Genomic DNA, 16,069 nt, shown 5'->3' with positions numbered 1-16,069 from the left:
TTTCGCCGAGTAGCTTATTTAGTAGTGAACTTTCAATGACAAACTGAAATCGCGCTTTGCAATCTAAATGTGAGCTAGGTACAATCGCTCTTCCGATAGCGGTCCGGTATTCGTGTTACTGAGCGACCTCTATCGCTTCTCAACTATTTATCAACAAATAGCTTCTAAATTTGAATAACATGTGTTGCTTGGTATGCAACACCACTGTAAAGGACATAGCATGCCTATTATTACTCTTCCTGACGGCAGTCAGCGTCAATTTGACAACCCAGTATCTACAATGGAAGTTGCGCAATCGATCGGTCCCGGTCTTGCAAAAGCAACGATTGCTGGTCGTGTTAACGGTAACCGCGTTGATGCGTGTGATCTAATTGAAGAAGACGCAAGCCTAGAAATCATCACAGTAAAAGATGAAGTTGACGGTCTAGAAATCGTTCGTCACTCTTGTGCTCACCTTCTTGGTCACGCTCTAAAACAGCTATACCCACAAGCTAAAATGGCGATTGGTCCTACCATCGACAATGGCTTCTACTACGACATCGACCTAGACGAGTCTCTAACGCAAGAAGATCTTGAAAAGATCGAAAAGCGTATGAAAGAACTTGCGAAAACCAAGTACGAAGTTGTTAAGAAAAAAGTAAGCTGGCAGGAAGCACGTGATACATTTGAATCACGTGGTGAACCGTACAAAGTGGAAATCCTAGACGAAAACGTATCTCGCGATGATCGTCCGGGCCTATACCACCATGAAGAATACATTGACATGTGTCGTGGTCCTCACGTTCCTAACATGGGCTTCTGTCAACACTTCACTTTATTGAATGTTGCAGGCGCTTACTGGCGTGGTAACAGCGACAACAAAATGCTTCAACGTATCTACGGTACTGCTTTCCACGATAAGAAAGCACTGAAAGCGCACCTAACTCGTCTAGAAGAAGCGGCGAAGCGTGACCACCGTAAAATCGGTAAGCAATTAGACCTATTCCACATGCAACAAGAAGCACCGGGTATGGTGTTCTGGCATCACAATGGTTGGTCTATCTTCCGTGATCTAGAAGTGTTCGTTCGTGACAAACTAAACGAATACGACTACCAAGAAGTGAAAGGCCCACTAATGATGGACCGCGTTCTTTGGGAACGTTCTGGTCACTGGGATAAATACGCAGACGCGATGTTCACAACTTCTTCTGAAAACCGTGAATACGCAATCAAACCAATGAACTGTCCTGGTCACGTTCAGATCTTTAACCAAGGTCTGAAATCGTACCGTGATCTTCCGCTACGTATGGCAGAGTTTGGCTCATGTCACCGTAACGAACCATCTGGCGCACTACACGGCATCATGCGTGTACGTGGCTTTACTCAGGATGACGCTCACATCTTCTGTACTGAGAGTCAAATCCAAGAGGAAGTAACAAGCTGTATTAAGATGGTTTACGATACGTACCAAACATTTGGTTTTGACAACATCGTAGTGAAACTGTCTACTCGTCCGGAAAAACGTGTAGGTTCAGATGAAATCTGGGATCAATCTGAAGAAGCATTGAAACAGTCTCTAGAATCAATGGAAATTCCATACGAGATTCAAGAAGGCGAGGGTGCATTCTACGGTCCTAAGATCGAGTTTACGCTATATGACTGTCTAGACCGTGCATGGCAATGTGGTACAGTTCAGCTAGACTTCAACCTACCTGGTCGCCTAGGTGCAACTTACGTAGGTGAAAACAACGAACGTCTTGTTCCGGTAATGATTCACCGTGCAATTCTAGGTTCTCTAGAACGTTTCATCGGTATCCTTATCGAAGAATATGCTGGTTTCTTCCCAACTTGGTTGGCGCCAGAACAAGCAGTTCTTATGAACATTACTGATAAACAGTCAGGTTATGTTCAAGAAATCGTACAAAAACTACAAAAAAGTGGAATTAGAGCTAAAGCGGACTTGAGAAATGAGAAGATTGGCTTTAAAATCCGCGAACATACTTTGAAGCGTGTACCGTATATGCTTGTTGTTGGTGACCAAGAAATGGAAGCTGGCGAAATTGCAGTACGTACTCGTAAAGGCAAAGATCTTGGTAAATTTAAAGTGGATGACTTCATCGCATACATCCAAGACGAGATCTCTAGCCGTAAGCTCAATCTGGAGGAATAAGCTATTAAAGGCGGAAGACGTGGCCAACAGCCGGTAAAACAAAACCCGCACCGTATCAACGGTGAAATTCGTGGTATTCGTGAAGTTCGACTAACAGGCGCTGACGGTGAATCAGTTGGTGTTGTATCGATTCAAGAAGCCATTGCAGCTGCTGAAGAAGCTGGTATGGATCTCGTTGAGATCAGCCCTAACGCCGAGCCACCAGTTTGTCGTGTGATGGACTATGGTAAGTTCCTCTTCGAGAAGAGCAAATCTGCTAAAGAGCAGAAGAAGAAGCAAAAGCAGGTCCAGATCAAGGAAGTAAAATTCCGTCCTGGAACTGATATTGGAGACTATCAGGTAAAACTACGCAACCTGACGCGTTTCCTTGAAGAAGGCAACAAAGTGAAGGTAACAATTCGCTTCCGTGGCCGAGAGATGGCACACCAAGACATCGGTGTCGACGTTCTAAACCGCTTGAAAGAAGACACTGCAGAAATTGCTGTAGTAGAAGCTTTCCCTAGCCGTATTGAAGGTCGTCAGATGATCATGGTGCTAGCCCCTAAAAAGAAGTAATTAACGGCTCATAAAGTAATTGAAACCCAGCCGTTTCCCTTTGAATAAAAGGTAACGGATGGGTTTTGTTCGCCCTAATTACATTGTTTATTAAACTACTCAATGCGGAGTTATTCATCATGCCTAAGATGAAAACCAACAAAGGTGCTGCTAAGCGTTTTAAGAAAACTGCTGGTGGTATTAAGTACAAGCACGCTACTAAACGTCACATCCTGACTAAGCGTACTACTAAGAACAAGCGTCAACTACGTCCAAATGCAATCCTTCCACGTTGTGAAGTGGCTGCAGTAATCCGTATGTTGCCATACGCTTAATTCTTTTTAGTTATCAATCGTTTAGTTTAGGAGAAGCATAATGCCTCGCGTAAAACGTGGTGTACAAGCTCGTGCACGTCATAAGAAAGTTCTAAAACAAGCTAAAGGTTACTACGGTGCACGTTCACGTGTTTACCGCGTAGCTTTCCAAGCAGTTACTAAAGCTGGTCAATACGCTTACCGTGACCGTCGCGCTAAGAAACGTCAATTCCGTCAACTATGGATTGCACGTATCAACGCGGCATCTCGTCAAAATGGTCTATCTTACAGCCGTTTCATCAACGGTCTTAAGAAAGCATCTATCGAGATCGACCGTAAGATCCTTGCGGACATCGCAGTATTCGACAAAGCTGCATTTGCAGTTCTAGTTGAAAAAGCGAAAGCTGCTCTTTAATTAGCAGTTTAGGTTTAAGGAAAGGAGAGCATTCGCTCTCCTTTTTTATTATCTGTAATTTCTCTTCTGTGTGTTTTCTTACTTGTTTGCATCACTTCTGGTTACACTCCTCTCACATTGAATACTTTCAATAAAGGTACTCACGCACAGCCACTTCTATATAACTTACTAACACTATCCTGATTTCATATTTAAAGGCTTGGTGGTAACGTACTGTACTTACTTCATAGCATTAAGGGCACGACATGATTTACACAACAACAGATACGATTCCAGGCAAGGAAATAGCAGAAGTTAGAGGAGTGGTGACGGGCAACGTTGTTCAATCTAAGCATATCGGCAGAGACCTAATGGCTGGTCTAAAAAGCATTGTTGGTGGAGAGATCCGCGGATACACCGAAATGATGACCGAAGCACGTGATATTGCTATTCAACGTATGGTCGAGCAAGCGAACCAGAAAGGCGCTGATGCGATTGTAGGAATTCGCTTTACTACAAGCTCAATTGTCGATGGTTCATCTGAAATCCTTGCTTTTGGTACCGCTGTAAAGCTCGTGGAATAGAATTGCTTTTGATTGGCGAGGCAACATCGGTTCTTCGCCTTCTTTAGACTCTCCCTTAAGTGGTTTGAGTAAGCCATGGCTTCACTCCAAAATGTTAAAAAACTCAAATTCTAATCCTAGGGTTTTATTGGTATATTTTTTATGAATGTGAATTTTTATTCATTTTATTGGCTGACTTTAAGTAGGGTAAATATTCTAAAACTAGTTATGTGATCTGGTGTTATCTTCTTGTTTTAATTATCTAAGCCATACAAATTGCGATCAGGTAAACTGATTTTATTTCTTTTATTATTAAATGACTTAGATATATATAACTACGTCCAATGTCTTTTGAGTTATGTCATTTGCGTGTTGAATGATGTTGTTGGTATATTAATTCAAGAATTTATTATAAAAATATGAACTTATAGCTTGCTAATAAGCTCTAAATTGTTACAAGTACTATAAAGCTGTAACATTGCCAAAAGGAATAGTAGATGAGAGATCTGACTCCCGAATATTTGCTAGCCGCTCTACGACAAGCGATTAAAACAAAGGGGCTAACATATCGAGAGCTATCTGAAAAAATGGGTATGCCACTGTCCACTTTTAAGAGACATTTAACCAGTACCAACCTCGCGTTAGATAAACTGCTTGAATACTGTCGTGCGATTGACTGTACATTGGATGAATTGCAAAAGTTAGCCAATCAGTTGCAAGGTGAAGATGAAGATTATTTTAGTCGAACACAAGATGAAGTGTTTTTTCAGTTCCCACATCTTTACGATTTTTATCGTGAACTGAGGATGTTGCGCGGAAAAGATGGATACACAATTTTAAAGAAGAAATACGACTTATCAGAGCAAAGCATGTCTGATTATCTGGGTGCACTAGAGTTGCTAGACCTTGTTTACGTAGATGAAAACAAAAGTATTACGTTGCACGGCCCGCTGTACTACAGCTACGCAGAAAACTCGAAGTTAAACGATAAGTACACCGAGATAATCAAAGAGCAAACAACGACACATGATAAATGCGTTCGTGTTGCTTTGGCGCGAATGAAAATTACGGAAGAACAGTTGCTGGAGCTTGAAGATCAAGTAGCGAAAACGGTGATTGATTTTCACTCGAAGAATGTTGTCGCTGAAAACTTTAATGTTTCCGACTTCACAAACGTAGTTCTACTTGCTGGGCCACATCAACCAGTGACATTCTCTGATGGAATTGTAGAAACAGAATCTCGTTTTATTGACGATATTCGCTACGCAATTGCAGCAGCAGGGGATAAACCAAGCCTTTCAATTTAATCCATTCACTTATCTCTCAGAGCCAATGGCTTGCATCTTAGGTATTGGGAAATATCGAGTTTGTAAGCTCTTGGCTTAACGTCTATCTCTCGCCTAAATCTTCAGCACATCAGTTTGTCTAGCCTTTGTTTTTCATTTTAATGATAAAACTATAGATTTTTGTAATTTTTCGTTATGGATAAATTCATACTTGTAATGTTTGTTTTTTGATCTATTATGACGAAGTGTCAATTATGACGGTTCGTCAAAAATGGTGACGTTCCTGTTTTACATAATCGTGTTACAATTATCAGGAGTGTGTGGGTATACGGATCAAAGGATTATGTTTAACTTTCGCTGTAAAAAGGATGGTAAGCGAGACGGGTGTAGTGTCTCGTCCGGGCTAACCAAAAAGCAACAAGCGATTGCGGATAGAGAAGTTGAGCTTATTCAACTGGCTAAGTCACTCGTCCAAGAGCAGGGGTTTGCGAACCTCACTATGGATAAGCTGACCTCGGCTAGCTCTTATTCTAAGGGCACCATCTACAATCATTTTTGCAGCAAAGAAGACGTAATACTTGCGCTTTGTATCCATTCGTTAAAAAGCGAAGCGATATTTTTCGAGCGCACGGCAAACTTCGATGGCAATACTCGAGAGAAAATTATTGCGATGCATGTAGGCTATCGTATTTACGCTCGAATGGATCCAGTGCTGTCGACTTGCGCGATTGTAGCTAAAACGCCTTGGGTGTTGGAAAAAGCATCACCTGAACGTTTGAATGAGCTGAATCGGCTAGAAGAAGAAGTGATTTCCGGTGCAGATGCGTTGGTCAATAATGCAGTAGAGTGCGGAGATCTAAAGTTTTCTCCTGCTATAGGTGCGGATGCTATTGTGTTTGCTAACTGGTCTATCGCATTTGGTTCTAACGCGCTTGCGCAAAACGCATCGAATAGTCGCTGTATACAACGAATCCAAGACCCATTTTCTGTGTTGCACAATGCGAATATGTTATTAGACGGCTTAGGTTGGGCGCCACTTTCTACAGAGTGGGACTATCGGAAAACCTGGCGTCGAGTAGAACAGGAACTCTTTAGCGAAGAGATTGCTTACTTAGAAACAGTGAACCGCTAAATCGGTTACAGAAGCCAATCCAAACGATGATTGGCTTTTTTATCACTCTAAAGTGACGAATCGTCAATATTTGACTTAAAAGATGATGCTTAAGGTGAAGAACCTAGAGAGGCATTTGAAAAGTTACGTAAAAACTAGAAAACAGCGCTGGCTGATTTTTTTTAGTTTTCAAATTTGACGAAACGTCACAAAGGAGAGTGTGATGCCACACCGTAAAGCTCAGCAACACCAAGGAATTGGTTTGGGGAAGATACCCACCAAATACAGTTTGCTCGTTCTACTAGCAACTATTTTCTTGATTATTGTCGCTACAATAGGAGGTAAAAACCTTTATTTCAGAGGAGATTACGACATTTTCTTTGATGGTACTAACAAGCAACTGCTTGCGTTTGATGAAATCCAAACCACGTTCGCAAAAACGGACAACCTTGCCATCGTCATCGCGCCTGAAGATGGCGACATTTTTACCCCGCAGACCTTGTCTCTTATTCAGAAAATAACAGTCGACGCTTGGCAAGTCCCATACTCGAGCCGTGTTGACTCTATTGCTAACTATCAACACACAGAAGCCTTTGACGATGAGCTGTTGGTTGAAGATCTTCTATACAGTGAATACGAACTGACCCCAGAACGAATTTCCAAGGTCAAAAGCATTGCACTCAGTGAACCTGTTTTAAAAAGCGCATTGGTGTCAGAGAAAGGTGATGTCACCGTGGTGAATATTACCGTCCAGTTGCCCGAGATGGATAAGACCGCAGAAGTGGAGGAGGTGGTGTCGAGTATCAATGCCATGATTGACCGCTACCAACGCGCGTATCCTGACGTGACTTTTCATAAAGCGGGCATTATTGCTATGAACCACGCTTTTATGACTGCTGCGCAAGATGACAGCTCGACATTAGTGCCAACCATGCTCGTTGTGATTTTGGTCTTTTTGACTATCATGCTGCGTTCCATTCTAAGTGTGATAGCGACGCTGATTGTCATCATTGGTTCTGTGATGGCGACCATGGGCATTTCCGGTTGGGCTGGAATGTACTTAAGCACTGCGACGGTAAACGTTCCAACGTTGATCATGACGCTTGCGGTTGCTGACTGTGTTCATGTGATTGCGACCATGCGTCAATCAATGAAAAACGGGTTCACGAAAGCGCAGTCAATCGAGCGCAGTATCGCTTTGAATTTCGTGCCTATTCTGATTACATCCGTAACAACCGCGATTGGCTTCTTGATGATGAACATGTCCGATTCTCCTGTCCTGCGAGACTTCGGTAACTTGTCTGCTTTAGGTGTTATGGTCGCCTGTTTTCTTTCCGTTACCTTGTTGCCGGCGTTGCTCAAGTTGCTGCCTATCCGCGTAAAAATGGAAACGTCACAAGACCAAAAACATGTCATGGATCGCTTAGGTGACTTTGTTGTTTCGCAACGAAGAGCCTTGTTGCCACTTTCGGTTGTTGTCATTGTCGTGTGCGCGAGTCTTATCCCACTTAACAAGGTGAATGACGAATCGGTAGAGTACTTTGGTCAACGTAACGAGTTTCGTCAGGCTGCTGATTTTATGGAAGAGCGAATCAGCGGTATGACCAACATCAGCATTGCGATTAAAACCAACGAGTCTCAAGGTATTGCCGCTCCTGATTTTCTTAACACGATAGGTGAGTTTTCTAGTTGGCTACGAGACCAACCTGAAACAGACCATGTGGCGACATTGGCAGATGTTTATAAGCGTCTCAACAAGAACATGCATGGTGATGATGAGGCGTATTACTTGCTCCCTCAAGAGCGAGAGCTCGCAGCGCAATATCTACTGCTTTACGAAATGTCTTTGCCGTACGGCCTAGACCTCAATAATCAAATTAACGTCGATAAATCCTCGATCAAAATGGTGTTGACCGTGGCAAACCTCGGCAGTGTGGAACTGGTCGATTTAGAAAACAGAATCTATCAATGGTTTGCAGAGCATGCCCCTCAGTATCAAGTGGTTGCATCAAGCCCGTCATTAATGTTCGCCCATATTGGAGAGACGAATATGGCGAGCATGCTGTCCACTTTACCGATCACGCTTGTTTTAATTTCTGCCTTGCTGATTTTTGCACTTCGCTCCGTGAGATTAGGGCTAATTAGTTTGATGCCCAATATTGCGCCAGCGGTCATTGGCTTTGGTTTGTGGGCACTGATATCGGGTGAAATCAACCTCGGCTTATCCGTTGTTGTGACATTGACGCTTGGGATTGTGGTCGATGATGCCGTTCACTTCCTTTCCAAATATCAAAGAGCGCGCCGCGAGGGGCAAACTGCAGAGCAAGCCGTTCGTTACGCCTTTCATACCGTTGGCCGCGCACTGTGGATCACTACGGTGGTTTTAGTGGCAGGTTTTTCTGTATTGGCAATGTCTAGCTTCAGGCTGAATGCGGATATGGGGCAGCTCAGCGCCATTGTTATCTTCATCGCTTTGGTTGTGGACTTTTTATTCCTCCCAACCTTACTAATGCTATTCGATAAAAAAGCGTACTTACAAGAAAGTCTGTCTGATAACGCGCGCTTGAAAGCGTCGTCCACCATCTCTGCAACTCAGTCATAACTCAGAATTAAAAGGAATTGAACCATGAAAAAAATGAACCACGTATTGCAAGTTTTGATGTTGTCGGCTTCGCTAGTTGCATCGCCATTCACTTATGCGAATGAAGATAAAGGGCTGGAAATTGCTCAGGAGCGAAAATCAAGAGATGAAGGTTGGGGCGACTCTATCGCAACCATGGAGATGATTTTAAAGAACGCACAAGGTGAAAGCAGTACGCGCCTTATGCGATTGAAATCTCTCGAAGTTGAAGGGGATGGCGACAAAGGGCTGACCATTTTTGACCAGCCTCGGGATGTCACGGGCACGGCTTTTCTCAACCATTCTCATACCATTGGTACGGATGACCAATGGTTGTATTTACCTGCCTTAAAGCGAGTAAAGCGAATTTCGTCACGTAATAAGTCGGGCCCGTTTATGGGAAGCGAGTTTGCGTATGAAGATTTGAGTTCATTTGAAATCGAAAAATACCGCTTTAACCACCTCAAGGATGAGAAGTTTAACGGGCAAGACGTATTCGTTCTAGAGCAAATTCCAACGGACAAGAACTCCGGTTATACCAAGCAGGTAGTATGGCTTGACAAGGCGCATTATCGCCCTCTCAAAGTCGAGTTTTACGACCGAAAAGGCGCGTTATTGAAAACTCTAACTTTCGCTAATTATAAGCAGTACCTCGATAAATATTGGCGTGCACATACCATGGCAATGACGAATCACCAAACTGGCAAAAGTACAGAATTGAACACTAGCGATTTGCGCTTTCAAACAGGGTTGGAAGAGAACGACTTCAACAAAAACGTGCTCAAGCGAGTTAAATAAGGGAGTGGTATGAATATGGGCAAAGGAGTAAACCAACTTGGCGGATTACTCGCGATGTTGGTAACGCCCTCGCTGTTCGCATTTGAGCTTGCGGGGCAATTGAATGTTGAGCATCGACAGTTTCTCTCTCACGGGCTGCAAGGGCAGAGTAAAGGCCAAAGCTCTGTTGTAGTTCAGCCTGAACTTTACTGGGACTTCCAAAGCGGAGATAGTAGCTTCACCTTCACACCGTTTTTTCGAGTCGATAGCCTCGATGATGAAAGAACCCACGGTGACATTAGAGAAGCGCTTTTTCTCACGTATTGGGATGATTACGAGCTTAGAGTTGGGATCAGTAAAGTGTTTTGGGGCGTCACCGAGTCCGCGCATCTGGTTGATGTTGTTAACCAAACAGATGCCGTGGAAGCGGTTGATGGCGAAGATAAACTGGGTCAGCCAATGGTACATTTTACGGCGATTAAAGATTGGGGCGCTTTTCATGCCATGGTACTTCCTTATTTTCGGGAGCGTACTTTTGCTGGTCAAGACGGACGTTTACGTACGGAGCCTGTTATTTCTGACAACGCTATTTATGAATCGAGTAGGGAAGAGAAACACATTGATGTGGCATTTCGATATTCCAAAATGCTGGGTGATTGGGATATTGGTTTGAGCTATTTGTATGGGACCAATCGAGATCCTTATTTTCGATTCGAGCAAGGTGAACTCAAACCATATTATGCGCTGATGAGTCATGTCGGTATTGATGTTCAAGGCATTGTCGGAGATTGGTTATGGAAGCTTGAAAGTGTATATCGAGATAGTTATGACCATCATGTCGGCGCGGTGACTGGTTTCGAATATACCATCGTCGGCGCTTTTGATACGGTTTGGGATGTCGGCCTTATTGGAGAGTACCTCTATGACAGTCGGGGAAATAACGCACAGAACATTGGTCAAAATGATGTGTTTGCAGGTGTCCGCTTTGCCTTAAATGATGAGGATGGAACTGAAATTCTCACTGGGATTACGCAAGATTTGGATAACTCAGATGTTTATAACGCAAAGTTAGAAGCCTCTAGCAGAATATCGAACCATCTGAAGTGGCAAGTTGATGCGTGGTTATTTAAAAATGATACGCCGACAGACTTACTTTATTTTGCTCGAGACGACGATTTTATTGAACTCTCTATACAGTATTATTTTTAGATTTGCTGAATTGCTTAGCGAAAATAATCCATCATGGAGATCTTTGTCATTATTTTGACTACTCAGTGAGGCGTTAGAAAACTTTTATCGTTACTATTCCCTATATTTATTGTGGTATTTCAGGTTGCGGCATGGTGACTTGATATAGACTCGTTGATATTGGGAGTAGTAACGTTGAATTCATTTCGTTGGGACATCTATTTTGAAACAGGAATCGAAGATGTTGACGATCAACACCAGTATCTCGTTGAGTTTATTAATAAGTACGGCAAACTTTTGACGCGAAACACGATTTCGATAGCGGATATTCAGAGCGCGTTATTTGAACTCTCTCGTTACGCCGAATTTCACTTCAAAGAAGAGGAAAATTTAATGAGAGAAGTGGGGATTCATCACGAGCATCTCCAAAAGCATATTCAAGTACATCGCACTTTTATGGGCGATATTGTCAGCATGCAAAGTTTTATTAACGAAGATAATCGGCAATCAGCGGAGCAGTTATTGGATTTTCTCATTCATTGGTTGGCGTACCACATTCTTGGCATCGATCAAAATATGGCGAAACAGATCAAAGCCATCGAACGAGGCGTTTCTCCTTTAGAAGCTTATCGCGAACAAGAGCAACAAGCTAACGCGTCTACCGAGCCATTACTAGAAGCACTCAATGCGCTGTTTTCTCAAGTGTCCGAACGTAATCGTGATCTCTTAAAACTCAATTTGGAATTAGAAGAAAAAGTAGAAGCAAGAACGAACCAGTTGTTAACGGCAAATAAGCAGCTGGAAGCGCTGTCATTAACGGACTCATTAACTCAACTTCCTAATCGACGCAGTGCAATCAAAACGTTGAAAAAGCTTTGGGATGACATGGAGCACAAAACACTGCCTTTGGTTTGTATCATGATTGATGCGGATTATTTTAAACAAGTCAATGATACGTGTGGGCATGAGGCCGGGGACTTGGTGTTAATCGAGCTTGCACAGGCACTTAAATATCATTTTCGTAGCGATGATATCGTGTGCAGATTGGGAGGTGATGAGTTCTTTGTTATTTGTCCAGACACAGGATTGGACGGCGGGTTATATGTTGCGGAAATGGTAAGAAAACAGGTGTCTCAAATGCTCGTTCCAACGTGTTATGAACCGTGGAGAGGGAGCATCAGTGTTGGTGTTGCAGAACGAACAGAAAACATGAGTACGTACACCGATTTGATTCGCGCAGCCGATGAATCCGTTTATTTAGCGAAGCAAGAAGGTAAAAATAAAGTTCGGGCTGTTCAAAAGTACGTAACGCAAGAGCCGGTTTCTGTCCGACAAAACTAATCAGTGCAGAATGATTTGAATGGTGAGATTCTGCTACCAAGTTAATGCATTTTCCCCTTCTATGTTTGTAAGCTTATTTATGAAACTGGTGCTTGTTACACAGGCGCTTGCACACTGTTAAGTTCGATAACAGTGCTTTTTTTACGTTTTTGTGTTCTTTTTATTCAATAACCTCTTCTTTTCATAATTCAATTTGGCATTGGTGTCTGGTTTGGCTACTATGTACAGCTATCAAAAAACCAATCACTCCCTTATGGACACTACCAGCAGGTAGATGAGGAAACGATGCAACATCTAGAAGAGATCATTGCTAGCGCGAGCACTGCAATTGAAGCTGCCGAATCGCTAGTCGCACTTGATGAAGTGCGTGTTCAGTATCTGGGTAAAAAAGGTGAGCTAACTGCTCAACTTCAAAGCCTAGGTAAACTACCACCAGAAGAGCGCCGTGAAGCTGGTCAAGAGATCAACAAAGCGAAAGGCGTAGTTCAGCAAGCTATCGCAGCTCGTAAAGACGCACTACAAAGTGCAGAGCTTGAAGCGAAATTAGCAGCAGAAACAATCGACGTAACACTACCAGGTCGTCGTATTGAAAACGGTGGTTTACACCCAGTAACTCGTACTGTAGAGCGTATCGAAAAGTTCTTTGGCGAACTTGGTTTTAACACCGAAGCAGGCCCAGAGATCGAAGATGCATTCCACAACTTCGATGCGCTAAACATCGCCGCTGATCACCCAGCGCGTACTGACCACGATACTTTCTTCTTCAATCCAGATTTGATGCTTCGTACTCATACGTCAGGCGTACAGATCCGTACGATGGAAAATGGTAAACCACCATTCCGTTTCATCGCACCGGGCCGTGTATACCGTAACGACTACGACCAAACTCATACCCCAATGTTCCACCAAGTGGAAGGTATGCTGGTTGATGAGAACGTAAACTTCGCACAGCTGAAAGGCATTCTGCACGATTTCCTATGTAACTTCTTCGAAGAAGAAGTAGAAGTACGTTTCCGTCCATCTTACTTCCCATTCACTGAGCCTTCAGCAGAAGTAGACGTGAAAGGCAAAAACGGTAAATGGTTAGAAGTACTAGGCTGCGGTATGGTTCACCCGAACGTACTACGTAGCGTAGGCATCGATCCTGAAAAATACTCTGGTTTCGCATTCGGTATGGGTGTTGAGCGTCTAACAATGCTTCGTTACGGCGTGAACGACCTACGTGCGTTCTTCGAGAACGACCTTCGTTTCCTAAAACAGTTCAAGTAATCCAGAGGGTTCATCAACATGAAATTCAGCGAATCATGGCTTCGTGAGTGGGTAAACCCTGCGGTTACTACTGACGAGCTAACTCACCAAATTACAATGGCCGGCCTAGAGGTAGACGACGTTCTTCCTGTTGCTGGTTCTTTTACTGGCGTTAAAGTCGGTCACGTTGTTGAATGTGGTCAACACCCAGATGCAGACAAACTGCGCGTAACTAAAGTTGATGTTGGCGAAGAAGAGCTTCTAGACATCGTTTGTGGCGCGCACAACTGTCGCCAAGGTCTGAAAGTAGCAGTAGCAACAGTTGGTGCTGTTCTTCCTGGTGATTTCAAAATCAAAAAAGCGAAACTACGTGGCCAACCATCTCACGGCATGCTTTGTTCATTCACGGAACTAGGCATCGACGTTGAGTCAGACGGCATCATGGAGCTAGCAGAAGACGCAGTAATCGGTACCGATTTCCGTGAATTCCTAGGTCTAGACGACGTAACTGTAGACGTTGACCTAACAGCAAACCGCGCTGACTGTTTCAGCATTCGTGGCCTAGCTCGTGAAGTTGGCGTACTAAACCGCGCTGACGTGACTGAGCCATCAGTAGAAGCAGTAGCGACTTCAATCGAAGACAAAGTGTCTATCGAAGTGAAAGCACCTGCTGCATGTCCCCGTTACCTAGGTCGTGTGGTTAAGAACGTAAACGTTCAAGCTGAAACGCCACTATGGATGCAAGAGAAATTGCGTCGTTGTGGTATCCGCTCTATCGACCCTGTAGTAGACATCACTAACTACGTGCTTCTAGAGCAAGGCCAACCAATGCACGCGTTCGATCTAGCGAAGATCGAAGGTGGCATCGTCGTTCGTATGGCTGAGCAAGGTGAGAAGCTAACTCTTCTAGACGGCAGCGAAGCAGAACTAAACGCAGATACACTAGTAGTAGCAGACCACAACAAAGCACTTGCAATCGCAGGTATCTTTGGTGGTGAAGAGTCTGGTGTAACAACTGAGACTAAAGACGTTTTACTAGAGTGTGCATTCTTTGCACCTGACCACATCCGTGGTCGCGCTCGTAGCTACGGTCTGCACACTGATTCTTCAATGCGTTTCGAGCGTGGTGTGGATTACGCACTACAAGTGAGCGCTATGGAGCGTGCAACTCAGCTTCTTGTTGAAATCTGTGGCGGTGAAGTAGCTCCTGTTGTTGCAGTAGAGTCTGAAGCAGACCTACCTAAGCCAAACAAAGTTGCTCTACGTCGTACTAAACTAGACAACCTACTAGGTCACCACATCGCTGATGCTGACGTAGTAGAAATCCTAGAGCGCCTAGGTTTGACTGTTGAAGCTTCTGAAGAAGGTTGGGTGGCAGTAGCGCCAACATGGCGTTTCGATATCGCTATCGAGCAAGACCTGATTGAAGAAGTTGGCCGTATCTACGGTTACGACAACATTCCTAACCAAAACCCAGCAGCAGCACTTAAGATGCACAACCACGTTGAAGCGGATCTTCCACTGAAACGCGTTCGTGATCTTCTTGTTGACCGTGGTTATCACGAAGCAATCACATACAGCTTCGTTGAGCCTGAGCAGCAAAAGCTAGTTGTACCTGGTGTTGAGCCTCTAGTACTTCCAAACCCAATTTCTGCAGACATGTCAGCAATGCGTCTTGGTCTTATCCAAGGTCTGTTGAACACGGTTGTTCACAACCAGAAGCGTCAACAGCCACGCGTTCGTCTATTCGAATACGGCCTACGTTTCATCCCATGTGAATCTGCAGAAAACGGCATGCGCCAAGAGCCTATGCTTGCAGGTGTTATCGCTGGTACTCGCGGTGAAGAACATTGGGATATCGAAACTAATACGGTTGATTTCTTCGACCTTAAAGGCGACCTAGAAGCAGTTCTAGAACTGTCTGCTAACGAAAAAGCGTACTCTTTCGCTGCACTGTCACCTGAAAGCAAAAAAGCTAACCCAGCTCTTCACCCAGGTCAATCTGCGGCAATCATCGTAGATGGCAAAGAAGTGGGCGTGATCGGTACTGTTCACCCTGAGCTTGAGCGTAAGTTCGGTCTAAACGGTCGCACAATCGTATTCGAAATCGAATGGTCTGCAATCAACAGCAAAGTGATCCCAGAAGCGGTAGCGCTTTCTAAGTTCCCTTCAAACCGTCGTGATATCGCAGTAGTCGTGGACGAAGCTGTTGCATCTGGTGACATCGTTAACGCTTGTCTAGAGCAAGGTGGCGAGTTCCTTAAAGATGCGAAGCTGTTCGACGTTTACGTAGGTAAAGGCGTTGAAGAAGGTAAGAAGAGCTTAGCTATCGCTCTGACTCTACAGTCACTTGAGCGTACGCTTGAAGATGCAGACATCGCTGGTGCGGTTGATGCTATCGTTGCTCACGTATCTGAGAAGTTTGGTGCAGCTCTGCGCGACTAATTAACGCAGCGTAACAAACTGTTTAAGAGACTGAAAACCCTGCCAAGTTGGCAGGGTTTTTTTATGCCTATTCCACTCATGCAACCATAGATTGTGAAA

The 16,069-nt window shown here is 44.0% G+C and carries 13 protein-coding genes; all 13 read left to right on the top strand.

Annotated elements, in window-relative coordinates:
- Positions 1 to 220 precede the first annotated feature (220 nt).
- The 13 genes from thrS (at position 221) to pheT (ending at position 15,970) form a co-directional block, all read left to right on the top strand.
- On the top strand, positions 221 to 2,149 hold the full coding sequence (gene thrS / locus ACF8CV_RS14390; protein WP_005490070.1) for a threonine--tRNA ligase: 1,929 nt from the start codon (positions 221 to 223) through the stop codon (positions 2,147 to 2,149).
- Positions 2,150 to 2,152: 3 nt separating this feature from the next.
- A complete protein-coding gene (gene infC, locus ACF8CV_RS14385) occupies positions 2,153 to 2,704 on the top strand; it encodes a translation initiation factor IF-3 (RefSeq protein WP_071651979.1) in 552 nt (183 codons plus the stop codon).
- A gap of 119 nt (positions 2,705 to 2,823) precedes the next feature.
- A complete protein-coding gene (gene rpmI, locus ACF8CV_RS14380; protein ID WP_005462620.1) occupies positions 2,824 to 3,018 on the top strand; it encodes a 50S ribosomal protein L35 in 195 nt (64 codons plus the stop codon).
- Positions 3,019 to 3,058: 40 nt separating this feature from the next.
- Complete coding sequence (gene rplT / locus ACF8CV_RS14375) at positions 3,059 to 3,412, top strand: 50S ribosomal protein L20 (RefSeq protein ID WP_004727974.1); 354 nt, start codon at positions 3,059 to 3,061, stop codon at positions 3,410 to 3,412.
- 245 nt (positions 3,413 to 3,657) lie between these two features.
- On the top strand, positions 3,658 to 3,975 hold the full coding sequence (locus tag ACF8CV_RS14370; protein WP_005462608.1) for a heavy metal-binding domain-containing protein: 318 nt from the start codon (positions 3,658 to 3,660) through the stop codon (positions 3,973 to 3,975).
- 476 nt (positions 3,976 to 4,451) lie between these two features.
- Positions 4,452 to 5,261: a helix-turn-helix transcriptional regulator gene (locus tag ACF8CV_RS14365; protein ID WP_005462617.1), complete on the top strand. Its 810-nt coding sequence runs from the start codon at positions 4,452 to 4,454 to the stop codon at positions 5,259 to 5,261.
- Positions 5,262 to 5,583: 322 nt separating this feature from the next.
- Positions 5,584 to 6,372, top strand: a complete 789-nt coding sequence (locus ACF8CV_RS14360; RefSeq protein ID WP_392417046.1) for a TetR/AcrR family transcriptional regulator — start codon at positions 5,584 to 5,586, stop codon at positions 6,370 to 6,372.
- Between the two features lie 202 nt (positions 6,373 to 6,574).
- The gene (locus tag ACF8CV_RS14355) at positions 6,575 to 8,953 is read left to right on the top strand and encodes an RND family transporter (RefSeq protein WP_171055873.1); all 2,379 of its coding nucleotides are present in this window, start codon (positions 6,575 to 6,577) and stop codon (positions 8,951 to 8,953) included.
- A gap of 24 nt (positions 8,954 to 8,977) precedes the next feature.
- Positions 8,978 to 9,769 carry an outer membrane lipoprotein-sorting protein gene (locus tag ACF8CV_RS14350; RefSeq protein WP_138937470.1) on the top strand — a complete coding sequence of 264 codons (792 nt, stop codon included), beginning with the start codon at positions 8,978 to 8,980 and terminating at the stop codon, positions 9,767 to 9,769.
- A gap of 15 nt (positions 9,770 to 9,784) precedes the next feature.
- The gene (locus ACF8CV_RS14345) at positions 9,785 to 10,957 is read left to right on the top strand and encodes a hypothetical protein (RefSeq protein WP_031809330.1); all 1,173 of its coding nucleotides are present in this window, start codon (positions 9,785 to 9,787) and stop codon (positions 10,955 to 10,957) included.
- 174 nt (positions 10,958 to 11,131) lie between these two features.
- Complete coding sequence (locus ACF8CV_RS14340) at positions 11,132 to 12,277, top strand: GGDEF domain-containing protein (RefSeq protein WP_029795138.1); 1,146 nt, start codon at positions 11,132 to 11,134, stop codon at positions 12,275 to 12,277.
- Positions 12,278 to 12,562: 285 nt separating this feature from the next.
- On the top strand, positions 12,563 to 13,546 hold the full coding sequence (gene pheS / locus ACF8CV_RS14335; RefSeq protein WP_005480737.1) for a phenylalanine--tRNA ligase subunit alpha: 984 nt from the start codon (positions 12,563 to 12,565) through the stop codon (positions 13,544 to 13,546).
- An 18-nt stretch (positions 13,547 to 13,564) separates the two neighbouring features.
- A complete protein-coding gene (pheT, locus tag ACF8CV_RS14330) occupies positions 13,565 to 15,970 on the top strand; it encodes a phenylalanine--tRNA ligase subunit beta (RefSeq protein WP_031777705.1) in 2,406 nt (801 codons plus the stop codon).
- Positions 15,971 to 16,069: the final 99 nt, after the last annotated feature.

It is taken from the genome of Vibrio sp. zbq_1, from assembly GCF_043102935.1.
GTDB lineage: Bacteria > Pseudomonadota > Gammaproteobacteria > Enterobacterales > Vibrionaceae > Vibrio > Vibrio parahaemolyticus.
Note: the sequence above shows the minus strand (reverse complement) of the source record. Positions and strands in the feature narration are given on the sequence as shown.